Annotated in this window: 19 protein-coding genes; 4 read left to right on the forward strand and 15 right to left on the reverse strand. The window is 72.3% G+C overall.

Going from position 1 to position 23,240, the window contains the following annotated elements:
* Positions 1–4 precede the first annotated feature (4 nt).
* The 12 genes from pgeF to rsmH all read right to left on the reverse strand — a co-directional run bounded on the left by pgeF (position 5) and on the right by rsmH (position 14,826).
* Positions 5–745 (reverse strand): peptidoglycan editing factor PgeF, encoded by a 741-nt coding sequence (pgeF, locus tag ACLJPL_RS00310; protein ID WP_411078587.1) that lies wholly within the window; start codon positions 743–745, stop codon positions 5–7.
* Positions 742–1,962, reverse strand: coding sequence for a cell division protein FtsZ (gene ftsZ / locus ACLJPL_RS00315; protein WP_411078588.1), 1,221 nt, complete (start codon positions 1,960–1,962; stop codon positions 742–744). Before ftsZ ends, pgeF begins: the two co-directional genes overlap by 4 nt.
* Before the next feature lie 276 nt (positions 1,963–2,238).
* Positions 2,239–3,033 carry a cell division protein FtsQ/DivIB gene (locus ACLJPL_RS00320; protein ID WP_411078589.1) on the reverse strand — a complete coding sequence of 265 codons (795 nt, stop codon included), beginning with the start codon at positions 3,031–3,033 and terminating at the stop codon, positions 2,239–2,241.
* Between the two features lie 62 nt (positions 3,034–3,095).
* Positions 3,096–4,184 (reverse strand): undecaprenyldiphospho-muramoylpentapeptide beta-N-acetylglucosaminyltransferase, encoded by a 1,089-nt coding sequence (murG, locus tag ACLJPL_RS00325; RefSeq protein WP_411078590.1) that lies wholly within the window; start codon positions 4,182–4,184, stop codon positions 3,096–3,098.
* Between the two features lie 6 nt (positions 4,185–4,190).
* Positions 4,191–5,528, reverse strand: a complete 1,338-nt coding sequence (gene ftsW, locus ACLJPL_RS00330; protein WP_411078591.1) for a putative lipid II flippase FtsW — start codon at positions 5,526–5,528, stop codon at positions 4,191–4,193.
* Positions 5,529–5,587: 59 nt separating this feature from the next.
* On the reverse strand, positions 5,588–7,030 hold the full coding sequence (gene murD, locus ACLJPL_RS00335; protein WP_411078592.1) for a UDP-N-acetylmuramoyl-L-alanine--D-glutamate ligase: 1,443 nt from the start codon (positions 7,028–7,030) through the stop codon (positions 5,588–5,590).
* Complete coding sequence (gene mraY / locus ACLJPL_RS00340; protein WP_411078593.1) at positions 7,012–8,082, reverse strand: phospho-N-acetylmuramoyl-pentapeptide-transferase; 1,071 nt, start codon at positions 8,080–8,082, stop codon at positions 7,012–7,014. Before mraY ends, murD begins: the two co-directional genes overlap by 19 nt.
* On the reverse strand, positions 8,079–9,500 hold the full coding sequence (locus ACLJPL_RS00345) for a UDP-N-acetylmuramoyl-tripeptide--D-alanyl-D-alanine ligase (RefSeq protein ID WP_411078594.1): 1,422 nt from the start codon (positions 9,498–9,500) through the stop codon (positions 8,079–8,081). The genes mraY and ACLJPL_RS00345 overlap by 4 nt, the downstream gene beginning before the upstream one ends.
* Before the next feature lie 4 nt (positions 9,501–9,504).
* Positions 9,505–11,223 (reverse strand): UDP-N-acetylmuramoyl-L-alanyl-D-glutamate--2,6-diaminopimelate ligase, encoded by a 1,719-nt coding sequence (locus tag ACLJPL_RS00350; RefSeq protein ID WP_411078595.1) that lies wholly within the window; start codon positions 11,221–11,223, stop codon positions 9,505–9,507.
* A gap of 40 nt (positions 11,224–11,263) precedes the next feature.
* A complete protein-coding gene (locus ACLJPL_RS00355) occupies positions 11,264–13,252 on the reverse strand; it encodes a peptidoglycan D,D-transpeptidase FtsI family protein (RefSeq protein WP_411078596.1) in 1,989 nt (662 codons plus the stop codon).
* A gap of 4 nt (positions 13,253–13,256) precedes the next feature.
* A complete protein-coding gene (locus ACLJPL_RS00360; protein ID WP_411078597.1) occupies positions 13,257–13,841 on the reverse strand; it encodes an FtsB family cell division protein in 585 nt (194 codons plus the stop codon).
* Positions 13,842–13,860: 19 nt separating this feature from the next.
* On the reverse strand, positions 13,861–14,826 hold the full coding sequence (gene rsmH, locus ACLJPL_RS00365) for a 16S rRNA (cytosine(1402)-N(4))-methyltransferase RsmH (protein WP_411078598.1): 966 nt from the start codon (positions 14,824–14,826) through the stop codon (positions 13,861–13,863).
* Positions 14,827–15,246: 420 nt separating this feature from the next.
* Between rsmH and ACLJPL_RS00370 the strand changes: the two genes are divergently transcribed.
* The 4 genes from ACLJPL_RS00370 (at position 15,247) to ACLJPL_RS00385 (ending at position 20,836) form a co-directional block, all read left to right on the forward strand.
* Positions 15,247–15,810 carry a beta-class carbonic anhydrase gene (locus ACLJPL_RS00370; RefSeq protein ID WP_411078599.1) on the forward strand — a complete coding sequence of 188 codons (564 nt, stop codon included), beginning with the start codon at positions 15,247–15,249 and terminating at the stop codon, positions 15,808–15,810.
* A 207-nt stretch (positions 15,811–16,017) separates the two neighbouring features.
* Complete coding sequence (locus ACLJPL_RS00375) at positions 16,018–17,061, forward strand: AAA family ATPase (protein WP_411078600.1); 1,044 nt, start codon at positions 16,018–16,020, stop codon at positions 17,059–17,061.
* A complete protein-coding gene (locus tag ACLJPL_RS00380; RefSeq protein WP_411078601.1) occupies positions 17,061–18,440 on the forward strand; it encodes a DUF58 domain-containing protein in 1,380 nt (459 codons plus the stop codon). Before ACLJPL_RS00375 ends, ACLJPL_RS00380 begins: the two co-directional genes overlap by 1 nt.
* Positions 18,437–20,836: a DUF3488 and DUF4129 domain-containing transglutaminase family protein gene (locus tag ACLJPL_RS00385; RefSeq protein WP_411078602.1), complete on the forward strand. Its 2,400-nt coding sequence runs from the start codon at positions 18,437–18,439 to the stop codon at positions 20,834–20,836. Before ACLJPL_RS00380 ends, ACLJPL_RS00385 begins: the two co-directional genes overlap by 4 nt.
* Before the next feature lie 238 nt (positions 20,837–21,074).
* On the opposite strand, the gene ACLJPL_RS00390 is transcribed toward ACLJPL_RS00385, so the two are convergent.
* From ACLJPL_RS00390 to ACLJPL_RS00400, 3 genes are all read right to left on the reverse strand, one after another.
* Positions 21,075–21,479 (reverse strand): DUF3040 domain-containing protein, encoded by a 405-nt coding sequence (locus ACLJPL_RS00390; protein ID WP_411078603.1) that lies wholly within the window; start codon positions 21,477–21,479, stop codon positions 21,075–21,077.
* Positions 21,480–21,782: 303 nt separating this feature from the next.
* Positions 21,783–22,541, reverse strand: a complete 759-nt coding sequence (locus tag ACLJPL_RS00395) for a class I SAM-dependent methyltransferase (RefSeq protein WP_411078604.1) — start codon at positions 22,539–22,541, stop codon at positions 21,783–21,785.
* Positions 22,542–22,667: 126 nt separating this feature from the next.
* Entirely contained in the window at positions 22,668–23,195 is a 528-nt protein-coding gene (locus tag ACLJPL_RS00400; RefSeq protein WP_411078605.1) for an SAV_6107 family HEPN domain-containing protein, read from the reverse strand.
* Between the last annotated feature and the right edge of the window lie 45 nt (positions 23,196–23,240).

Here is a 23,240-nt window from a genome sequence, read left to right on the forward strand (position 1 = left end):
CCTATCAGTCCAACCAGACATATCCGGCGAGCCGCCCGGTGGTGCGGTCGCGGCGGTACGAGAAGTGGTCGCCCGATTCCCGGGTGCAGACCGGCGAACGGTGCAGGTCGCTCACGCCGAGTGCGGCGAGCTGGGCGTGGACTCCGCCGGTGACGTCCACCGCCGGGGTCCCCCAGCTGGTCTCGGACCAGGTGCCGGGGACGGCCTCGGCGACCTCGGCCCGCATCCGCTCCGGCACTTCGTAGCACCGTCCGCAGACGGCGGGCCCGGTGCGGGCGGTGATTTGGGACGGGCGTGCGCCCAGCGCGGTCATGGCCCCCACCACCGCGGGCACGACTCCGGCGACCAGCCCCGGCCGCCCGGCGTGCGCCGCCCCGACGACTCCGGCGACCGGGTCGACGAGGAGGACGGGGGTGCAGTCGGCGGTGAGGACCGCGAGCGCCAGTCCGCGCCGCGTGGTCACCAGCGCGTCCACGGCCGGGATCTCCGCGTCCGCGCCCCAGGGCCCGTCGACCACCGCCACGTCCCGGCCGTGCACCTGGTTCATCCAGACGACCGAGGCCGGGTCGAGGCCGAGTCGGCGGGCCGCGCGCTCGCGGTTCGCGCCGACGGCGGCGGGGTCGTCACCGACCGCGCCGCCGAGGTTGAGCTCACCGTACGGAGCGGCGCTCACCCCGCCCCACCGGTCGGTGAAGGCGAAGTGAGCGCTGCCCGTGACGGGTTCCGCCTGAGGCCGGCCTATCACTTCAAGAAGTCCGGTACGTCCAGCTCTTCGGCCTGGGTGTCCTGGTAGGGACGGGCCGGCGGGACGTGCGGCGGAGAGACCTGCGACAGCGGGCTCTCGTTCGAGGCCGACGCGGGGGCGGGCTCGGCCGGGGCCGGGCTCTCCTCGCGCGCGGGCACGGACCCGAGTCCGCCCGAGGCGCGAGCGGTCTCGGCGGGCCTGGCCGGGGCGGCCGGCTCCTCCCGCTTGTTGCTGTTCGCACCGAGCGCGCTCTCGCGGCGGGCCGGCGGCTGTCCGCCGTCGAACCCGGCGGCGATCACGGTGACCCGGACCTCGTCGCCCAGGGCGTCGTCGATGACGGCGCCGAAGATGATGTTGGCCTCGGGGTGCGCCGCCTCGCTCACCAGCTGCGCGGCCTCGTTGATCTCGAAGAGACCGAGGTCGCTGCCGCCGGAGATGGAGAGCAGGACGCCGCGGGCGCCGTCGATGGACGCCTCCAGGAGCGGCGAGGAGATCGCCATCTCCGCCGCCGCGACCGCGCGGTCGTCGCCGCGCGCCGAGCCGATGCCCATGAGCGCCGATCCGGCCTCGGACATGACCGACTTCACGTCGGCGAAGTCGAGGTTGATCAGGCCCGGGGTGGTGATCAGGTCGGTGATGCCCTGAACGCCCGAGAGCAGTACCTGGTCGGCCGACTTGAAGGCGTCGAGCACGCTGACCTGGCGGTCCGAGATGGACAGCAGGCGGTCGTTGGGGATGACGATGAGGGTGTCGACCTCTTCGCGGAGTTCGGCGATGCCGTCCTCCGCCTGGTTCGCGCGTCGTCGGCCCTCGAAGGTGAACGGGCGGGTGACCACACCGATCGTCAGGGCGCCGAGCGAGCGCGCGATGTTGGCGACGACGGGTGCGCCGCCGGTTCCGGTGCCGCCGCCCTCTCCTGCGGTGACGAAGACCATGTCGGCCCCCTTGAGGACCTCCTCGATCTCCTCACGGTGGTCCTCTGCCGCCTTGCGACCGACTGCCGGGTTCGCCCCGGCGCCGAGGCCCCGGGTGAGTTCGCGGCCGACGTCGAGCTTGACGTCGGCGTCGCTCATCAACAGGGCTTGTGCGTCCGTGTTGATCGCGATGAACTCGACGCCCTTGAGACCGACCTCGATCATTCGGTTGATGGCATTGACACCACCGCCGCCGACACCGATGACCTTGATGACTGCGAGGTAGTTCTGCGGTGCTGCCACGTCGAAGGCCTCTCGCCTCGAGTTACGTGTCGTCGCTCTGCGGTGGACCCGCGGCGACGACTGATGTCGATGGGGACGGTCCGAACGCCGACCCAAACCCTAACGTTCAAGTTTAGGGTTACCAGTGTGTCTGCTTCCTGGACTCTTCCGAACAGGACACTAAGTCGACAAGTGGCGCACGTTCAACGAACACGCCGAACCTCCCGTTTTTCTTTTCACCCTATGTGATCACCCGTAGCGCTGACCAACCAGGGTGCTGGCCAGCGCAAATGCACGTCAACTCTCCGATACCGCAGGGGCGGTGGGGGCACTCACATCGAAGTGTCCCGCTTTGGGAGCGGCTTTCATCAGGGCGGCGAGAACACGCGCCTTCACCGGCCCATCCTCTCCACTGCCCCAGACCACCTCGCGATCACGGGTGAGCCGCAAGGAGATCGCGTCGTACGAGGCGACCCGCACGGCTTCGGTGTCCTTGACCAGTCGCTCGGGCAGGTCGCCCGCCACCCGGACCGCTTCCCGCAACAGACGGTCACCGCCGAAGCGGCGCAGACTCGCCGACCGATCGGGCGTCAGCTCCAGCAGCGGTACGCCCTCGGGCCGCCGGTCCACCGTGGCGAACCGGAAGCCCGTGGCGTCCACTTCGATGAACTTCGCGCCCTTCTCGACCAGCAGGACCGGCTTGCGTTCGGTCACCTTCAGGCTGATGCCGTGCGGCCAGGACCGTACGACGTCCACCGAGTCGATACGGGGCAGCTTCTGGCGCAACCGGGCTTCCATCGCACCGGTGTCCACGGAGACCAGGGGGGCGCCGATCGGCGCGGCGGCCACCGCTTCCACCTCCTCGCGGGTCAGCACGTCCACCCCGGAGGTGGAGACGCGTTCGACCCGGAGCCAGGAGGAGCCGTACAGCACCCAGATGGTGAACGCGGTGAGCAGGGCGGCCGCGACGCCGGCCAGGATCAGGAGCGTACGGCGGCTCAGCCGCCGCTCCTCGGGGCCGATGTGCGGCGGGCGGGCGGGGGTGTCCGCACGCCCCGCTGCGCCGCGCTGGGCGGTCGTCGGTCCGGCCACGCTCGCTCCTTCGCCGGACCCGGGGCGCCCGCCCCGGGTCCGCACCGCCTCGCGCCGCACGCCTAGTGACGTGAGGCGATCGCCTCGTACACCATGCCGACGAGCAGGTCGTCGGCGTCGCGCCGGCCGAACTCGGCCGCGGCGCGGGACATTTCGTACAGCCGGTGGGGGTCCGCCAGCACCGGCAGGACGTTGCCCTGCACCCACTCGGGGGTCAGCGCCGCGTCGTCCACCAGCAGGCCGCCGCCGGCGTTGACCACCGGCTGGGCGTTCAGCCGCTGTTCGCCGTTGCCGATGGGCAGCGGGACGTAGGCGGCGGGGAGCCCGACGGCGGAGAGTTCGGCGACGGTCATCGCGCCCGCGCGGCAGAGCATCATGTCGGCCGCGGCGTACGCGAGGTCCATCCGGTCCACGTACGGTACCGGGATGTAGGGCGGCATCCCGGGCATGTTGTCGATCCGCGGCAATTCGTTCTTCGGGCCGACCACATGGAGGATCTGGATCCCGGAGCGCTGGAGCAGCGGCGCGACCCGCTGGACGACCTCGTTGAGGTGGCGCGCGCCCTGCGAGCCGCCGGAGACCAGCAGCGTGGGCAGGTTGGGGTCGAGGTTGAAGGAGGCGCGGGCCTCCGGGCGGACCCGGGCGCGGTCCAGGGTGGCGATGGTGCGGCGCAGCGGGATGCCGATGTAGCGGGCGCCGCGCAGCTTGCTGTCCGGCGTGGAGACGGCGACCCCGTGGGCGTACCGGGAGCCGATCTTGTTGGCGAGGCCCGGGCGGGCGTTGGCCTCGTGGACGACGATGGGCACGCCGACGCGCTTGGCGGCGAGGTAGCCGGGCAGCGCGACGTAACCGCCGAAGCCGACCACGCAGTCCGCCTTGGTGCGCTCCAGGATCTGCTCGGCAGCCTTGATGGTGCCGCGCAGCCGGCCCGGGACGGTGATCAGCTCGGGGGTGGGTTTGCGGGGCAGCGGTACGGCCGGGATGAGGGCGAGCTCGTACCCCCGCTCGGGTACGAGCCTGGTCTCCAGGCCGCGTTCCGTGCCGAGGGCAGTGATTCCCACGGTCGGGTCCTGCCTGCGCAGGGCGTCTGCGAGGGCAAGCGCGGGCTCGATGTGTCCGGCGGTCCCCCCGCCGGCGAGTACGACATGCACCGAAATTCACCGCTCTCCGGACGGCCGCCTCTTGACGCGCCGTCTCATCGTCTTCCATCTCACCCCGGGCCTCCGCATGGCCAGGGCCGCCCTCGCGGCGGGATCGTCCCGCGCGAACGCGATCATGAGCCCGACCGCGAACATCGTCGGCAGCAGGGCGGACCCTCCGTAGGAGAACAGCGGGAGCGGGACACCGGCGATCGGCAACAGGCCGAGCACCGCACCGATGTTGATCACGGCCTGGGCCATGATCCAGGTGATCACGCCTCCCGCGGCAAACCTCACGAAGGGGTCCTCCGTGCGTCCGGCCACGCGGATACCCGCATAGCCTAGAGCCGCGAACAGGGCGAGCACTGACAGCGTCCCCGCCAAACCCAGTTCCTCACCGGTGATCGCGAAGATGAAGTCCGTGTGGGGTTCGGGGAGTTGACCCCATTTTTCCACACTCGCACCCAGTCCGGAACCGAACCATCCGCCGGACGCCAGAGCGTAGATTCCATGGGCCGCCTGGTAGCAGCCCGCCTCCGGGTCGGGTTCGCCGACGACGCCCATGCAGGAGAGCCGGGACATCCGGTTGGGGCTGGTCCAGATCAGTGCGAACGCGATGACGGCGGCGAATCCGAGCACTCCGGCGAAGAGCCGGGTGGGGGCGCCGGCCAGCCAGAGCAGGCCGAACAGGATCGCCGTGAGGATGATCGCGGTCCCCATGTCGCCGCCGAGCATGATCAGCCCGAGGATCATGAAGGCGACCGGGACGAGCGGCACCAGCATGTGCTTCCACTGGCTCAGCAGCCGCTTGTCCTGCTTGCGGGCGAGCAGGTCGGCGCCCCACAGGATCAGCGCGAGCTTGCCGAACTCGCTGGGCTGGAGCTGGAACGGGCCGCCGAGGTAGATCCAGTTCTGGTTGCCGTTGCGGGAGATCCCTATCCCCGGCACCTGGACCAGGACCATCAGGAAGACCGTGATCATGAGCATCGGGTAGGCCAGTCCGCGGTGCAGCTTCACCGGCATCCTGGAGGCGACCAGCATGAGCGCGCCCCCGATGACGGCGGCGACGAACTGCTTGCCGAAGAAGTACGTCGACGACTGGTCGATGCTCAACGCGTAGATCATCGACGCGGAGTAGACCATCACCAGGCCCAGCACGGTGATCAGGAGGCTGGAGCCGAGGATCACGTAGTAGGCGGTCAGAGGGCGGTCCCAGGCCCGGCGTGCCTGCTCGTAGAGACGGCGTACGCCACCGCGCCGGGGCCTGCGGCCGGGGGCCCCCGGGGGGAGGGGGCGCGGGATCGCCGCCCGTTCGCGGGCCCCTGACCGTACGGCGGACCTCTTCTCGGCCGGCATCGCTGTCCCCTCCACTGCTCGTGCCCCGGGGGCGCGGCCCCGGCGCGGAGCCCGGTCGGTCAGGCGCTCGTCCCGGCGCGGGCGCGGACCGCGTCCGCGAACGCCTCGCCGCGCTTGACGTAGTTGGTGAACATGTCCATCGAGGCGCAGGCCGGGGCCAGCAGTACCGTATCGCCCGGCCGCGCGAGCCGGGCGGCCTGCTCGACCGCCTCGGACATCGCCCCAGTGTCGGTCCGGTCGAGGTCGACCACCGGGACTTCGGGGGCGTGTCGCGTGAGGGCTTCGTGGATCAGCGCGCGGTCGGCGCCCATCAGCACGACCCCGCGCAGCCGCTTCGCCGCGCCGGTGACCAGCTCGTCGAAGGTCGCGCCCTTGGCGAGGCCGCCGGCGATCCAGACGATGGAGTCGTAGGCGGCGAGGGACGCCTCGGTGGCGTGGGTGTTGGTGGCCTTGGAGTCGTCGACGTACGCGACCTCGGCGATGTCCGCGACGTGTTCGATGCGGTGGGCGTCGGGGCGGAAGGCGCGCAGCCCGTCGCGGACGGCGGCCGGCTCCACGCCGAAGGCGCGGGCGAGGGCGGCGGCGGCGAGGGCGTTGGCGATGTTGTGCGGGGCGGGCGGGTTGACGTCGGAGACCTCGGCGAGCTCCTGGGCCTGCTTCTGGCGGTTCTTCACGAAGGCCCGGTCGACGAGGATGCCGTCGACCACGCCGAGCTGCGAGGGCCCGGGCGCGCCCAGGGTGAAGCCGATGGCGCGGCAGCCCTCCTCGACGTCGGCCTCGCGGACCAGGTCCTCGGTGGCCGGGTCGGCGGCGTTGTAGACGCAGGCGACGGTGTTGCCCTCGTAGACGCGGCCCTTGTCGGCGGCGTACGCCTCCATGGAGCCGTGCCAGTCGAGGTGGTCCGGGGCGAGGTTGAGGACGGCGGCGGAGTGGGCGCGCAGGGAGGGCGCCCAGTGCAGCTGGTAGCTGGAGAGCTCGACGGCGAGGACGTCGTACTCCTCGTCCCCGAGCACCGCGTCCAGCAGCGATACGCCGATGTTGCCGACCGCCGCGGTGCGCAGGCCCGCCGCCTGGAGGATCGAGGCCAGCATCCGTACGGTGGTGGTCTTGCCGTTGGTGCCGGTGACGGCGAGCCAGGGGGCGGGCTCGCGGCCGTTGGTCCCGCGCAGCCGCCAGGCGAGTTCGACGTCGCCCCAGATGTCGACGCCCGCCTCGGCGGCAGCCGCGAAGAGCGGCTTGTCCGGCTGCCAGCCGGGGGCGGTGACGACGAGCTCGGTGGACGGCGGCAGGGTCGCTCCGTCGCCGAGGCGCACGGTGACGCCGAGCGCCTCCAGCTCGGCCGCCTGGGCGCGGGCGCGCTCGTCGTCGCCGTCGTTGACGACGGTGACCAGCGCGCCGCGCTCGTGCAGGGCGCGGGCCGCGGGGATGCCGCTGACGCCGAGTCCGGCGACGGTGACGTGCTTGCCCTGCCAGTCCACGGTGCTCACTTCTTGGCTGCCCATCCCGCGTAGAAGAGGCCGAGTCCGACGATCACGCACATGCCCTGGATGATCCAGAAGCGGACCACGACAAGGACTTCGGACCACCCCTTGAGTTCGAAGTGGTGCTGGAGCGGCGCCATCCGGAAGACCCGCTTGCCGGTCATCTTGAACGAACCGACCTGGATGACCACGGACATGGTGATCATCACGAAGAGGCCGCCGAGGATGGCGAGCAGGAACTCGGTGCGGGAGCAGATCGCGAGGCCCGCGAGCGCGCCGCCGAGGGCGAGCGAGCCGGTGTCGCCCATGAAGATCTTGGCGGGCGAGGTGTTCCACCACAGGAAGCCGAAGCACGCGCCCATCAGGGCGGCGGAGACGACCGCGAGGTCGAGCGGGTCGCGTACCTCGAAACAGGCGCTGGGGTTGGTGAGCTTGTCCGCGTTGGCGCAGGACTCCTGGAACTGCCAGAGGCCGATGAAGGTGTACGCGCCGAAGACCATCACCGAAGCGCCGGTGGCCAGGCCGTCCAGGCCGTCCGTGAGGTTCACGCCGTTGGACATGGCGAGGATCATGAACAGCGCCCAGACGCAGAACAGCACCGGTCCGATCGACCAGCCGAAGTCCTCCACGAAGGAGAGCCGGGTGGAGGCCGGGGTGTTGCCGGCGGAGTCGGCGAACTGGAGCGAGAGCACCGCGAAGGCGATGCCGACGATCAGCTGCCCGGCCATCTTCGCCTTGGCCCGCAGGCCCAGCGAACGCTGCTTGACGATCTTGATGTAGTCGTCGAGGAAGCCGACGAGGCCCATCCCGGCCATCAGGAACAGCACGAGGACGCCGGAGAAGCGGATGTCCTCGCCGGTGATCACCTTCGCCAGGAGGTACGCGATGATCGTCGCCAGGATGAAGGCGATGCCGCCCATCGTGGGCGTGCCCTTCTTGCTGCCGTGCGTGCGCGGGCCGTCGTCCCGGATGAACTGCCCGTATCCCTTGCGGGCCAGCAGCTTGATCAGCAGCGGGGTCCCGACCAGGGTCAGGAAGAGCCCGATGGCCCCCGCGAAGAGGATCTGCCTCATCGGCCGGCGACCTCGCCCTCGGTCGAGTTCTCCAGCAGTGCCTGGGCGACCTTCTCCAGGCCGACCGACCGGGACGCCTTCACCAGCACGACGTCTCCCGGGCGCAGTTCACTGCGCAACAGGTCGACGGCCGCCTGTGCGTCGGACACGTGCACCGACTCCTCACCCCACGAACCCTCGTTATATGCGCCCAGTTGCAGCCAGGAGGCTTCGACCCCCCCGACAGCGACGAGCTTGCTGACGTTGAGCCGGACGGCGATCCGTCCGACCGCGTCGTGCTCGGCGAGCGATGCGTCACCGAGCTCGGCCATCTGACCGAGCACCGCCCAGGTGCGTCCCCCCTCGGCCGCTCGGGCCTTGCCCATGGCAGCCAGCGCACGCAGTGCGGCTCTCATGGATTCGGGGTTCGCGTTGTAGGCGTCGTTGACGACCGTCACACCGTCCCCGCGTTCGGTGACCTCCATGCGCCAGCGGGAGAGGGAGCCCGCCTCCGAGAGCGCATCGGCGATCTCGGTCACGGACATGCCCAACTCATGGGCGACGGCGGCCGCGGCGAGCGCGTTCGACACGTGGTGCTCACCGTACAGGCGCAAGGTCACGTCGCTGCACCCGGTGGGTGTGTGGAGCTCGAACGCGGGCCGCCCGTCCGGGGTCATCCGGACCTTCTCTCCCCGTACGTCCGCATCCGGGGCTTCTCCGAAGAGCAGAACCCGGGCCTTGGTGCGCGAGGCCATGGCGCGTACGAGGTGGTCGTCGGCGTTGAGCACGGCGCAGCCGTCCTCGGGGAGCGCCTCGACCAGTTCGCCCTTGGCCTGGGCGATGGCCTCGCGGCTGCCGAACTCCCCGAGGTGGGCGGAGCCGACGTTGAGGACCAGGCCGATGCGGGGCGGGGTGAGCTCGGCGAGGTAGTGGATGTGGCCGATGCCGCGTGCGCCCATCTCCAGGACCAGGTGCTGGGTCTGGGGGGTGGCGCTGAGGGCGGTGAGCGGCAGGCCGATCTCGTTGTTGAGGGAGCCCGGCGTCCAGACCGTGGGGGCCTTGCGCTCAAGGAGCTGGGCGATCAGGTCCTTGGTGGACGTCTTGCCCGCGGAGCCGGTGAGCGCGACGACGGTGGCGCCGAGGCGTTCGACGACGGTGCGGGCGAGCACGCCGAGCGCGCCGAGGACGTCGTCCACGACGATCGCCGGAACGCCGACCGGGCGGGCGGCGAGCACGGCTGCCGCGCCCGCCTCGACGGCGCGCCGGGCGTAGTCGTGGCCGTCCACGCGCTCGCCGGCGAACGCGACGAAGAGGCTGCCGGGTTCGACCTCGCGGGAGTCCCTGACGACGGGGCCGGTGACGGTGACTGCCGGGTCCGGTATGTCGTGCGGCTGTCCGCCGACGATGGAGGCGATCTCGGCGAGGGAAAGGGTGATCACTTGGTCATCCCTGACTGTTGTTCTCGTGGCGGGGGGCGCGGTCCGCGACGCCGGTGCGCCCCAGGGTCCGCTCGATGGCGTCGTGCAGGACCTTGCGGTCGTCGAAGGCGCGTACGACTCCGTGGATGTCCTGGCCCTGCTCGTGGCCCTTGCCCGCGACGAGGACGGTGTCGCCCGGCTGCGCGCGGGCGACGGCGGCGGCGATGGCCGAGGCGCGGTCGGCGTCGACCAGGACGTCGCCGCGTTCGTGGACGGGGACTTCGGCCGCGCCGGAGAGCATCGCGGCGAGGATCGCGAGGGGGTCCTCGGAGCGGGGGTTGTCGGAGGTCAGTACGGCGGTGTCGGCGAGGCGGGCCGCCGCCGCGCCCATCGGGCCGCGCTTGGTGGTGTCGCGGTCGCCGCCGCAGCCCAGGACGATGTGCACCTTGCCCTCGGTGACCTTCTGGAGGGAGCGCAGGACGGATTCGACGGCGTCGGTCTTGTGCGCGTAGTCGACGACGGCGAGGTAGGGCTGTCCGGCGTCCACCCGCTCCAGCCGGCCCGGGACTCCGGGGACGGCCGCGACGCCGTCCGCCGCGGTCTGCGGGTCGACGCCCGCGACGGCCAGGGTGACGATCGCGGCGAGGGTGTTGGCGACGTTGAACGGGCCGGGCAGCGGGGCGCGGGCGGTGATCCGCTCGCCCTGGGGGCCGACCGCGGTGAAGGTGCTGTCCTGCGGTCCGACCTTGACGTCCTCGGCGTGCCAGTCGGCGTCCGGGTGGCCCTCGGCGGAGAAGGTGGTGACCGGGACCCCGGACTCGGTGATGAGCCTGCGGCCGTACTCGTCGTCGAAGTTCACCACGCCCCGGTGGCTGCGCTCGGGGGTGAAGAGCCGGGCCTTGGCCTGGAAGTAGTCCTCCATGCCGGAGTGGAACTCCATGTGCTCCGGGCTGAGGTTGTTGAAGACGGCGACGTCGAAGACGCAGCCGTCGACCCGGCCGAGCACCAGGGCGTGGCTGGAGACCTCCATCGCGACGGCCTCGACGCCGCGTTCGCGCATGACGGCGAACAGGGCCTGGAGGTCGGTGGCTTCGGGGGTGGTGCGCTCGGACTTGATGCGCTCGTCGCCGATGCGCATCTCGACGGTGCCGATGAGCCCGGTGGGCCGGCCCGCGGCGCGCAGTCCGCCCTCCACCAGGTACGCGGTGGTGGTCTTGCCGGAGGTTCCGGTGATGCCGATCTGGAGGAGGCCGATGCCGGGCCGCCCGTAGATGTCGGCGGCCAGCTCGCCCATCACGGCGCGCGGGTCCTCGGCGAGAAGGACCGGCAGACCGGTGGCGGCGGCGCGTTCGGCGCCTGTCGGGTCGGTGAGGACGGCGACGGCCCCCAGGCCCGCGGCCTGGGCCGCGAAGTCCGCGCCGTGGAGGCGGGCGCCGGGCAGGGCCGCGTACACGTCTCCTGGGCGCACGGCCCGCGAGTCGTGGGTGATGCCGGTGACGTCGGCGGACCCGGCCGCCTCGACGCCGAGCCGGCCGGCCAGCTCGCCGAGGGGGGTGGGCCGGAGCCGGTCCGGTCGGGGCGCTCCCGGGTAGGTCACAGGCGCGTCCTTCTGAGAGGTTTGGGACTGATCAGCGTGGGGCACGGCGGTGAGCGTACCGGGCCGGTGCGGGCTCTCGCGAAGCGAGGGATCCGGGTCCGGGGCGTTCTCGTTCCGGTTCCCGGGATCGGGGGTGATGGTTGTCACTGAGGGTTCCCTTGGAGGAGATGCTCGCGCATCCCCGTGTTCACTCGCCGGGTTTGAAGGACACCGGCAGCCGGGGCGGCTCGCTGCCGGACGGTGGGGTCTGGAGCGTCTTGAGCGCGAACTCCATGACCTGCTTGTAGATCGGGCCGCAGATCTGGCCGCCGAAGTAGCTGCCCTTGGTGGGGTTCTGGATCGCGCAGTAGACGGTGAGCTGCGGATTGTCGGCCGGGGCGAAGCCCGCGAAGGAGGCGGTGTAGCCCTTGTAGACACCGCGCACCGGGTCGACCCGGTTGGCGGTGCCGGTCTTGCCGGCGACCCGGTAGCCGGGGATCGCGGCCTTGGTGCCGGTGCCCTCCTGGTCGTCGACGACGGATTCCAGCATGGTGGCCAGGGTCGTGGCGGTCTTCTCGCTGACCACCCGGTTCTCCTCGGGTTCCGGGGCGGCGGTGAAGCGCCCGTCCGCGCCCTTGGCCCCGCGTACGAGGGTGGGGGCGATCCGGACGCCGCCGTTGGCGATGGTGGAGTAGACCGAGGCGGCCTGGACGGCGTTGAGCGAGAGGCCCTGGCCGAAGGGGATCGTGTACTGCTGCGAGGTCGACCAGTCCTTGGGGTGGGCGAGGAGGCCGGGCGACTCGCCGGGGTAGCCGAGTCCGGTCTTGGCGCCGAGACCGAACTTGCGCAGGTAGGAGTACAGGACCTGGTTGGACTCGGCCTGGCTCTCGCCGAGCTGACCGGTCGCCAGGATGGTGCCGATGTTGCTGGACTTGGCGAGCACCCCGTTGAGCGTGAGGTACCAGGTGGGGTGGTCGACGTCGTCCTTGAAGAGCCGGTCGCCCCGGTGCAGCCGGTTGGGCACGGTGACGTGGGTGCCGGGGGTGGCGGCCTTCTCCTCCAGCACGGCGGCCATGGACATGACCTTGCTGGTGGAGCCGGGTTCGTACACGTCCTGGAGGGCCGCGTTGCCCAGCGACGTCGAGGCGGCCTGGGAGAGGTCGTTGGGGTCGTAGCCGGGGGCGTTGGCCATGGCCAGCAGTTCGCCGGTCCTGGTGTTCTGGACGATGACGTAGCCGCGGTCGGCCTTGGACTTCTCGACCTGGTCGCTGATGGCCTTCTGGGCGGCCCACTGGATGTCCCGGTCGATGGTCAGCTCGATGTCGGAGCCGGGCACGGCCGGGTTCTCGGTGCTGCCCGCGGTGGGGACGCGGCGGCCGCCGGACTGGGCGTAGCGGATCTTGCCGTCCTCGCCCGCCAGCTCCTTGTCGAGCTGCGATTCGAGGCCGCCGCCGCCCTTGCCGTCGGCGCTGACGAATCCCAGTATCCCGGCGGCGAGATCCCCGTTGGGGTAGACCCGCTTGGTGGTCGGCTCCTGGAGGACTCCGGCCAGTACGTTGGCTCCCGCGCCGCCCTTCAGCTTGTCCGCGGCTGCCTTCTCGGCGAAGACGGTCTTGAGGTCCTTGATCTGCTTCCAGACCTGGGGGGTCTGCCGGTAGGCGAGCACGGTGTAGCGGCTGTCGGGCGTCGAGAGCTTCTTGACGAGCTCGTCGACGTCCTTGCCGAGGATCGGGGCGAGCAGGGCGGCGGCCTGCCGGGGGGCGTCGGGGGCCTTGCTGTCCTCGGGCGTGAACATCTTCGGGTCGGCGGTGATGTTGTGCGCGTCGACGCTGGTGGCCAGCGCGACGCCCCTGCGGTCGGTGATCTCGCCGCGCTCGGCGGCGACCGTGTACTCCAGGAAGCGGTTCTTCTCGGCCTTGGCCGTGTACGCGCTGGCGTCGACGGCCTGGACCTGGAGCAGCCGGGCCACGAAGAGCAGGATGACCAGCGTCAGCCCGAGGCTGACCAGCCGCAGCCGGGGGCGCGGGCTGCCCAGGCGCAGGGTGCGGGGCGCACGCCCGCGTGCGGTGGTGCGCCCGGCGGCGGGCCGGGGGCGGCGGGCCGGGGGGCGTGCGCCGGGACGTCCGGAGCCGTTCGCCGCCTTACGGGGGCGCGGCGGGCCGGGTACGCGGCGGCGCGGCGGTTCCTTGGGCGGCACTGCGTCACCTGCCGGGGGTGGTCGGGGGCGGGGTCGCCGGGGTGGACGGCTGGGCGTTCTCCGGCGTGGCGGGCGGCTGGGCGCTCTCCGCCGCGGGGGCGGGGTCGGCGCCGGCCGCGGAGGGGGCCGGCGAGGGGGCGGTTTCCGCGTCGTCGGCGGGGGCCCCGTCCTCGGGCGTCGGCTCGGGGCTCGGGGTGGGGCTGGGCGACGGCGGCGGGGCGGTGGCCTTCGTGGGGACTCCCCGGACGGTGCCGTCCGGGTCGAGGAAGGCGGGGCTGCCGCCGGGGACCATGCCCAGTTCCCGGGCGCGGCGTTCCAGGGCGTCGGGCTGGGAGTAGCTGTCGACGTCGCGCTGGAGGGCCTGCTCCTCGTCGGTGAGCTCGGTGGTGTCCCGCTTGAGCTCGCTGAGCCTGAACGATCCTTCGTTGAGCGCGGAGTTCAGCAGGAGCAGGGTGATGAGCCCGCCGCCCAGGAGCAGTACGACCAGCAGGACGAAGGGGGTGCGGGCCGCGCTGCTGGGTCCCGCGGACGGCATCAGCCGGGCGAGCCGTCCGACCCGCCCCTTCAACGGTGCGGCCGGCTTGCTCACCGCGTGCCCCCCGGGGTGCTCATCGCTCCTCCGCCCGGATGCGCTCGGCACCGCGCAGCCGGGCGGGGGCGGCGCGCCGGTTCTCGGCGACCTCCTCCTCGGTGGGCAGCTCCGCGCCCCGGGTGAGCAGCTTCAGGCGGGGCTGGTAGCGCTCGGGGACGACGGGCAGGCCGGGGGGCGCGGTGTTGGCCGCGCCGGCCGCGAAGACCTGCTTGACCAGCCGGTCCTCCAGCGAGTGGTAGGACAGGACGGCGATCCGGCCGCCGACCGCGAGACTCGCCACGGCCGCCGGAATGGCCTGCTCCAGAACGCTGAGCTCGCCGTTGACCTCGATGCGCAGGGCCTGGAAGGTCCGCTTGGCCGGGTTGCCGCCGGTGCGCTTGGCGGCCTGCGGGAGGGAGTCGCGGATCAGCTCGACGAGCCGGGCGCTGTTGCTGAACGGCTCCTTCTCGCGCTCGCGCACGACGGCGGAGACGATCCGTTTCGCCTGCTTCTCCTCGCCGTACGCGCGCAGGATCCGCACGAGCTCGCCGGGCGGGTAGGTGTTGAGGACCTCGGCCGCGCCGATGCCGGTGGACTGGTCCATGCGCATGTCGAGCGGGGCGTCCTGGGCGTACGCGAATCCGCGGTCGGCCTCGTCGAGCTGCATGGAGGAGACGCCGAGGTCGAACAGGACGCCCTGGACCTTGGGGACGCCGAGCCGGGCGAGTACGTCGGGGAGTTCGTCGTACACGGCGTGGACGAGGGTGGCGCGGTCGCCGTAGGGGGCGAGCCGTTCGCCGGAGAGCCGCAGGGCTTCCTTGTCGCGGTCCAGGGCGATCAGCCGGGCGGTGGGGAACGCCTGGAGCAGCGCCTCGCTGTGACCGCCGAGGCCGAGGGTGCAGTCGACGACCACGGGCTCCGGGCGGGCCGGGTCCTGGAGAGCCGGGGCCAACAGGTCCAGACACCGCTGGAGCATCACCGGGACGTGTCGGGTCTGGCTCAATGCGCCCTCTCAGGCTCTGTCCCGCGCGGCCGGTACGTACGTCCTGGTCCCCGCCCGCTCCGAAGGGGAGGTCCGCCGGCGCCGGGGAAGGGGGCGACGGCCGACCGGGAGCGGGAGAGGGCCGGGCCGCACGTACGCCGCACATCACGGGGGAAATACGGAAGATGCGGGGTGTGCGGGGTGGAAGGTTCCACGGATTCAGGGTGGTGACTTCGCGTTACTTTAGTCCACCCTGCCATTCGATCGATTCGCGATCAACGAAGCGGACAGCGAGTCGTGCCACCCGTCCGGAAGCGGCGACCTCACCCGTACGGGCGCGTTCGCTGGTGCTTGTGGGTTAGCTCACAACAAGACGCGTTGACGTTCTTTGTCCACTCTCACAGCACGCCCGGACCAGGTGGGAAGGCTAACGTCGTATCCATGTCGACTTCCGCTCACACCCCCGCCCAGTCCGCGACGTCCACCGCCGCGGCGCTCCGCGAGGGGGGCCAGGTCACCGATCAGCTGGTCGAGGCGAACTCCACGTACGCGAAGGACTTCCGCGATCCCGGCATGGACGCCCGGCCGGTCCTCCAGGTCGCCGTCGTCGCCTGCATGGACGCCCGTCTCGACCTCCACGCCGCACTGGGTCTCGAACTCGGCGACTGCCACACCATCCGCAACGCGGGCGGCGTGGTCACCGACGACGTGATCCGCTCGCTCACCATCAGCCAGCGGGCGCTCGGCACCCGCAGCATCGTCCTCATCCACCACACGGGCTGCGGCCTCGAATCCATCACCGAGGAGTTCCGGCAGGACCTGGAGCGCGAGGTCGGCCAGCGGCCGGTCTGGGCGGTGGAGGCGTACACGGACGCCGACCAGGACGTACGGCAGTCGATGCAGCGGGTGCGGACCTCGCCGTTCCTCCTGCACACCGACGACATCCGCGGTTTCGTCTTCGACGTGACCACCGGTCTGCTCCGCGAGATCCAGCCCGCTTCCTGACCCTCCTCCGTCCCGGCCCGCCCCGCGAAACATGGCAGAGACTGACAAATCACACCCACTTATCCACAGGCGAGTGACACGAAGCGGTAACGCCAACAAGAATGCGGGTGTGACATCCCCCGGGTCTTCCGGAGGTGTCCGAATTTCGGGGTGGGCCGGGCGTGCGCAAGCGCCTGCCCGTGCGCAAAAAGGGCCGAGGAGGGCCGGGTGACGACCTATGACGATCGAGCGAGCCTCACAGACCTGACCACCACAGCGGAGCGGGTGCGCAGGTCGGTGGAGGGTGTGATCGAGGGCAAGCCTGAGGTCGTACGGCTTTCGCTGACCGTGCTGCTCGCGGAGGGGCATCTCCTCATCGAGGACGTTCCGGGCGTCGGCAAGACCATGCTGGCCAAGGCGCTGGCGCGGTCCATCGACTGTTCGGTGCGCCGTATCCAGTTCACCCCGGACCTGCTGCCGTCCGACATCACCGGTGTGTCGATCTTCGACCAGCAGCGGCGCGACTTCGAGTTCAAGCCCGGCGCGATCTTCGCGCAGATCGTGATCGGCGACGAGATCAACCGCGCCTCGCCGAAGACGCAGTCGGCGCTGCTGGAGTCGATGGAGGAGCGCCAGGTCACCATCGACGGGCAGACCTACGAGCTGCCCGACCCCTTCATGGTGGTGGCCACGCAGAACCCGGTGGAGATGGAGGGCACCTACCCGCTGCCCGAGGCCCAGCGGGACCGCTTCATGGCCCGGGTCTCCATCGGCTATCCGAGCCCGGAGGCCGAGCTCCAGATGCTCGACGTGCACGGCGGCGCGTCGCCGCTGGACGACCTCCAGCCGGTGGCGCACGCCCACGACATCGTGAAGCTGATCGACGCGGTCCGCACGGTGCACGTCGCCGACGCCGTCCGCCGGTACGCGGTGGAGCTGGTCGGGGCCACCCGCAGCCACCCGGACCTCAGACTCGGCGCGTCGCCGCGCGCGACGCTGCACCTGCTGCGCGCCGCGAAGGCGTCGGCGGCTCTCAACGGCCGGGACTACGCCCTGCCGGACGACGTGCAGGCGCTGGCCGCGCCCGTGCTCGCCCACCGGCTGCTGCCCACCGCGCAGGCCCAGCTGAACCGCCGCACGGCGGAGCAGGTGGTGCTGGAGATCATCCAGCGCATCCCGGTGCCCACCTCGGGCGGCGGTGCCCCGTCCCCGGGCGGGCATGAGCCGGGCCGCCCGCTGTACGGCCGGCAGCCCGGCGCCCGGCGGCTGTGATGACGGCCGGCGAGCCCGGCGCCGTGCAGGACGGCTCCAGCAAGGGCGGCGCGCGCGCCGCCCTGGGCGGCCTCACCACCCGGGGGCGCTCGTTCCTCGCCGCCGGAGTGGCCGCGGCCGTCTGCGCGTACGTCCTGGGCCAGGGCGAGCTGCTGCGCGTCGGGCTGCTGCTGGCCGTGCTGCCCCTGGTGTGCGTGATCGTGCTCTACCGCACCCGCTACCGGGTGACGGGCACCCGCCGGCTGACCCCGTCCCGGGTGCCGGCGGGCTCGGAGGCCCGGGTGCACCTGCGGATGGACAACGTGTCGCGGCTGCCCACGGGCCTGCTGATGCTCCAGGACCGCGTGCCGTACGTGCTGGGGCCCCGGCCCCGGTTCGTGCTGGACCGGGTGGAGGCGGGCGGCCGCCGCGAGGTGTCCTACCGGGTCCGCTCCGACCTGCGCGGCCGCTACCCGCTGGGCCCGCTGCAGCTGCGGCTGAGCGACCCGTTCGGGATGTGCGAGCTGACCCGCTCCTTCAGCGCGTACGACACCCTCGTCGTCGTCCCGCGCACGGTCCCGCTGCCCACGCTGCGGCTCGCGGGCGAGGCTTCCGGTTACGGCGACGGCCGTCAGCGCTCGCTCGCCCTCGCCGGTGAGGACGACATCATTCCGCGCGGCTACCGGCACGGCGACGACCTGCGCCGGGTCCACTGGCGCTCCACCGCGCGCTACGGCGAGCTGATGGTGCGCCGCGAGGAGCAGCCGCAGCGGGCCCGCTGCACGGTGCTGCTCGACACCCGGGAGGCCGGCTACCAGGGCGCCGGGCCCGACTCGGCGTTCGAGTGGGCGGTGTCCGGGGCGGCCTCCGCGCTCGTGCACATGCTGGAGCGCGGCTTCGCCGTGCGGCTGCTCACCGACGACGGGAACGCGGTGCCCGGCGAGGGGACCGACGGCTTCACGGGCTCGACCCAGGAGTCCGCCGACTCCGCCGGCCTGATGCTCGACACCCTCGCCGTCGTCGGCCACTCCGAGGGCGGCGGGCTCGCGCGCGCCCACGATGTGCTGCGCGGCGGCGACGAAGGGCTGCTGATCGCGTTCTTCGGTGATCTCGACGAGGAACAGACCTCGGTCGCGGCGCGGATGCGGCAGCGCACCGGCGCGGCCGTCGCCTTCGTGCTGGACGGCGACCGCTGGTCCGGCGACGCCGGTTCTCCGGCGGCTACAGCCGCCCCGGCCGACGAGCGGCTGCGGCGGCTGCGGGAGGCCGGCTGGGTCGTGGTGCCGGTGGAGCCCGGGGCCGAGCTGCCCGCGCTGTGGCAGCTGGCGGGGCAGATGCGCGTGGTCACGCAGTCCGCCGCGGGCGGCGGTTCGACAGGATTCGCGGGGGAATGGTCATGAGCGGGCGGGCCCGGCTGGCGCTGTGCGCCTTTGCGGCGACACTCATGTCGGCGGGGGCGCTGCTCCCGCTGGTCGAGGGAGTGGGCTGGCTCGTGCAGGCAGCGCTGCTGCTCGGGATCCAGAGCGGGGTGGGCGCTCTGGCCCGCCGGGTGCCGCTGGCCCGGACGCTGACCATCGCCTGCCAGATCGCGGTGAGCCTGGTGCTGCTGTCGTGGTTGTTCGTCCGCGACCATGCCCTGTTCGGGCTGCTGCCGGGCCCACAGGCCCTCATACGGCTCGGTGAGCTGCTGGTGACCGGCGGCGAGGACATCGGCATGTACTCCATCCCGGCCCCGGCGACGGACGGCATCCGGCTGATGGTGGTCGGCGGGGTGGTGCTGGTCGGGCTCGCGGTGGACGCCCTCGCGGTGACGTTCCGCAGCGCGGCCCCGGCCGGTCTGCCGCTGCTCGCGCTGTATTCGGTGGCCGCCGGCCTCGGTGACGGCTTCGCGGGCTGGTTCTGGTTCCTGCTCGCCGCTTCCGGCTATCTGCTGCTCCTGCTGGCCGAGGGCCGCGACCGGCTCTCCCAGTGGGGACGCGTCTTCGGCGGCCTCCCCCGGCCGGGGGGCTTCAGAAACGCGCCGGACGGACGGCCCGTCCGCACCGGCCGGCGCATCGGAGCGCTGGCACTGGGCATCGCCCTGGCCGTCCCCGCGGCCCTGCCCGCCCTGGACAGCGGTCTGCTGAGCGGCCGGGGCTCCGGGAACGGCAAGGGCAGCGGCGGCGGCACCATCACCGCGGTGAACCCGCTGGTGTCGTTGAAAGACAACCTCAACCAGCCGGAGAACCGGGAGGTGATGACGTATCGCACCAACGCCGAGGACCCGCAGAGCCTCTATCTGCGCATCCTGTCCCTGGACGAGTTCAACGGCAGCGAGTGGCGCTCCTCGACCCGCCGTCTGACGGATGTGCCCAGCCGTCTCCCGCAGCCCACCGGGCTGGACCGGGGCGTGTACGTCACCGAGATCCGCACGAACATCTCCGCCTCGCGCTCGTACCAGCAGACCTACCTGCCGCTCCCCTACCCGGCGAGCGAGGTGGCGATCGACGGCCGCTGGCGGTACGAGGCGGAGGGCCGCACGCTCGTCGGCGACGACGGGCAGACCACGGGCGGGGCCGAGTACGAGGTCAGCAGCCTGGTCGTCGAGCCGACCGCGGAGCAGCTGGCGGCGGCCGGTCCGCCGCCGCAGAAGCTGCGGGAGGAGTACACACAGGTACCCGACTCGCTGCCGGACGTGGTGGCCGAGACGGCCGAGAAGGTCACCGAGGGCTCGGCCAACGCCTACGAGCGGGCCGTGAAGCTCCAGGACTGGTTCGCCTCGGAGGGCGGCTTCACGTACGACACGTCGGTCAGTTCGGGGACCGGGTCGTCGGCGATCGCCCGCTTCCTCCGCGACAAGGAGGGCTTCTGCGTCCACTTCTCCTTCACGATGGCCGCCATGGCCCGGACGCTGGACATACCGGCCCGGGTCGCGGTCGGTTTCACCGCGGGCGCCCTCCAGGCCGACGGCTCGTCCTCGGTGGGGCTGCGCGACGCGCACGCCTGGCCGGAGCTGTACTTCGAAGGCGTCGGCTGGACCCGCTTCGAGCCCACCCCGAGCCGGGGCATCACGCCGCCGTACACCCTGACGGAGAACCCCACGGGCGGGTCGAGCGATCCGGCGCGGCCGTCGACCAGTGCGTCCGCCGCTCCGTCCGCGGCGTCGTCCGCCCCGGAAAGCTGCCCGCCGCAGATGCGCCGGGAGGGTGAGTGCGGTCCCTCGGACGAGCCCGGCGCGGCGCTGCCGACCGATGCGGGCCCGCCGGTCGGGAAGGTGCTGCTGGTGGCGTTCGGGGCGCTCCTGGCCCTGTCGCTGCCGCTGTCGCCGTTGCTCTGGCGGGTCAGGGCGAGAAGCCGGCGGCTGGGTTCCGGGGGGCGTACGCCCGCCGACGCGGCGGCCAGGGTGCTGGGGGCGTGGCGGGAGGTCACCGACTGCGCCTGGGACCACGGCATTGCGCCGGACGAGTCGCTGACGCCCCGGAAGGCGGCGGCCCGGATCGTGCGTCTGGGCGGGCTCGACACCGCCGCCGCCGAGGCCGTGCACCGGATCGCGGGCGCGGTGGAGCAGGTGCTGTACGCCCCCGAGCCGCGTCCCGTGTCCGGTCTGACCGAGGACGCGCTGACGGTCCGGGCGGGCCTGGAGGCGTCGGCCGGCCGGGGCGCACGGCTGCGGGCGACGTTCGCGCCCCGTTCGGCCGTCCGGATGGTGTGGGCGGTCTCGGACCGGTGGGCGACGCTCGTACAGCGGTGGACCGACCGTCCGGGGCGCGGCCGCTGGACGGCCCGGCTGCGCCGCGTCACGCGTCAGCACGGCTGAGAGCCGGGCCCGCGTCAGGCGCAGCTGGAGGCTGGGCCCGACCGTCAGGCACAGCTGGGGGCCCGGGCCCCGAGGGGCAGTGACCGAGCGCCTGGGGCCCCGGGGGGCGAACCCCCAGGGCAACGGCTGAGGGGCGTCCGCAGAAATGCGGACGCCCCTCAGCCATCAGTGTCGTGCGTAGGCCGTGCCATCAAGCACGGTCCGCCCCGCCATGAGCGCCGGGTCGGACCGGAGAGTCTTACTGGCCCTGTTCGTCGCGGCGGCGCTGCCACCGCTGTTCGATGCGGTTCATCACCGAGCGGCGTTGTCTAGGTCGGCGGCGCGAACCGCCGTCCCCGCCGTCCGCGGCGGCCTGCTGTTGTTCACCGGGCTTGGGCGCTTTGCGCCATCCGGTGACCGCGAGCACGGCACAGCCGAGCATGACGAGGAACCCCACCACGCTGATCCAGATCTGCTGGGCGACCATTCCGGCCATGAGGAGCGCGATACCCACCAGGAAGCCAGCGACCGCCTGGTAGACCCTTCGTCGGGTGTACGTACGCAGCCCGGATCCCTCGAGCGCTGTCGCGAACTTGGGATCTTCGGCGTACAGCGCTCGCTCCATCTGCTCGAGCATGCGCTGCTCGTGCTCCGAGAGCGGCACGGGATCCTCCTCGTCGTCGGCCGCGGGGGCGACCGGTATGCGGCCCTTCCAGGATAGGCAGGGATTCGCCCCCGTGAAACCCGCCCTCTAGCCTTCAGCCAGTCCGGACCGCTGTGTCGGCTCGGCTGCTGAGGCGTAGATGCCCCGACGACCGATCCGTCATGCCGGATGGTGTCACCCGATCATACGGGGCTCCTGCCCGCTACGGGGGTGTCGAGTCCTACTCCGTGTACAGCTGCGTTGCTGATCAGCACCGCTTCGGCTCTCGCGGGGTCCGCCGGAGGCCCGGTCCGCGCGGTCGGTTCAGGGGCGCTTCTCGCCCAGAACGTGCAGCTGGGTCGCGACGGAGTGGAAGGCGGGCAGCTCGGCGACGGCTGCTTCGAGCTTGAGGAGCGCGTCCATGGCGCCGGGCTCGGTGTCCACCAGGGCGCCCGGCACGAGGTCCGCGAAAACCCGCACACCGTGCACGGCGCCGACCTCGAGACCGGCTCCGGAGACCAGGCCGGAGAGCTGCTCGGCGGTGAAGCGACGGGGCACCGGGTCGCCTTCGCCCCAGCGGCCCGCCGGGTCGCCCAGCGCCTGGCGGGCTTCGGTGAAGTGCCCGGCGAGCGCGCGGGCCAGGACGGCCCCGCCCAGTCCGGCGGCCAGCAGGCTGAGCGCGCCGGAGGGGCGCAGGGCCTCCACCGCGTTGCGCACGCCCTCGGCGGGCTCGTCGACGTACTCCAGGACGCCGTGGCAGAGCACCGCGTCGAAGCCGCCGCGCTCCACGACGTCGAACAGCCCGAGGATGTCGCCCTGCACGCCCAGGACCCGGTCCGCGACCCCGGCCTCGGCGGCACGGCGCTCCAGCGCGAAGAGCGCGTTGGGGCTGGGGTCGACGACGGTGACCCGGTGGCCGAGGCGGGCGGCGGGCACCGCGAAGTTCCCGGTGCCGCCGCCGGTGTCCAGGACGTCCAGGGCGTCCCGGCCGGCCGCCTTGACCTGACGGTCCAGAGCCTCCTTCAGGACCTCCCAGACCACGGCGGTACGGAGGGAGGCGCGGGGGCGCGGCTGGTCCGACACGGCAGATGACTCCTCGGCACGGTGCCGCCTGGGACGGCGGAGCGTGAACAGTGCAGGTGGTGATGGTGAGCGTCCACCACCCTATTGCCTCGCGCCGCCGTCCCGGTCATCCGACTCCGGTCCGTCTCACCCTGCGGCGGACCTCCCGGGCCTTGGCTGCGGGAGCACCGGCTGGAGCACCAGCAGCCGTTCCACCAGGCGCAGGAACATCGCCGCGTCGCGGAGCAGGTCGTCGGCGTCACGGGCGCTGGCGGCTCCCGGCATGCCCGCCTCGGCGCGGGCCCGGCGGGACGCGCCGGAGGCGAAGTGGTCGCCCCATTCGGTGAGTTCGGGGGCTATCTCCGGGAGGACCTCCCAGGCGCTCCGGATCCGGTCGCGGCGGCGCTTGTTCGTCTCGGGGCGGCCTCGTGCGGCCAGGACGGCGGCGGCGGTGCGCAGGGCCGCGAGGTGGGCGGTGGCGTAGCGCTCGTTCGGTTCGTGGAGCTCGGCGGCCTCGTCCAGGCCGCTGCGGGCCTTGGCGAGGAGGTCGAGGGCGGCGGGCGGCGCTGTCGTGCGGCGCAGCACGGGGTGCACATCGTCGGCGGGACCGGTCGGTGAGGGGGCAGGGCTGCCTGCGCGGCGCCGCGGGGCGGCGGCTGCGGACGAGCTGGCCATGACGAACCTCCTGTCGTCGCGTGACGGCTCCGTGGCCGTATGTGT

Origin of the sequence: Streptomyces sp. cmx-18-6 (assembly GCF_046548915.1) — a bacterium.
In the GTDB taxonomy this organism is placed as follows: domain Bacteria; phylum Actinomycetota; class Actinomycetes; order Streptomycetales; family Streptomycetaceae; genus Streptomyces.

Bases quoted from the DNA above. Each gene is read 5' to 3' on its own strand.
- ACLJPL_RS00380 (WP_411078601.1), top strand. From the start codon at position 17,061: ATGACGGCCGGCGAGCCCGGCGCCGTGCAGGACGGCTCCAGCAAGGGC.
- ACLJPL_RS00385 (WP_411078602.1), top strand. From the start codon at position 18,437: ATGAGCGGGCGGGCCCGGCTGGCGCTGTGCGCCTTTGCGGCGACACTC.
- ftsW (WP_411078591.1), bottom strand. From the start codon at position 5,528: ATGCCGGCCGAGAAGAGGTCCGCCGTACGGTCAGGGGCCCGCGAACGG.
- ACLJPL_RS00400 (WP_411078605.1), bottom strand. From the start codon at position 23,195: ATGGCCAGCTCGTCCGCAGCCGCCGCCCCGCGGCGCCGCGCAGGCAGC.
- mraY (WP_411078593.1), bottom strand. From the start codon at position 8,082: ATGAGGCAGATCCTCTTCGCGGGGGCCATCGGGCTCTTCCTGACCCTG.
- murD (WP_411078592.1), bottom strand. From the start codon at position 7,030: ATGGGCAGCCAAGAAGTGAGCACCGTGGACTGGCAGGGCAAGCACGTC.
- ACLJPL_RS00370 (WP_411078599.1), top strand. From the start codon at position 15,247: ATGTCGACTTCCGCTCACACCCCCGCCCAGTCCGCGACGTCCACCGCC.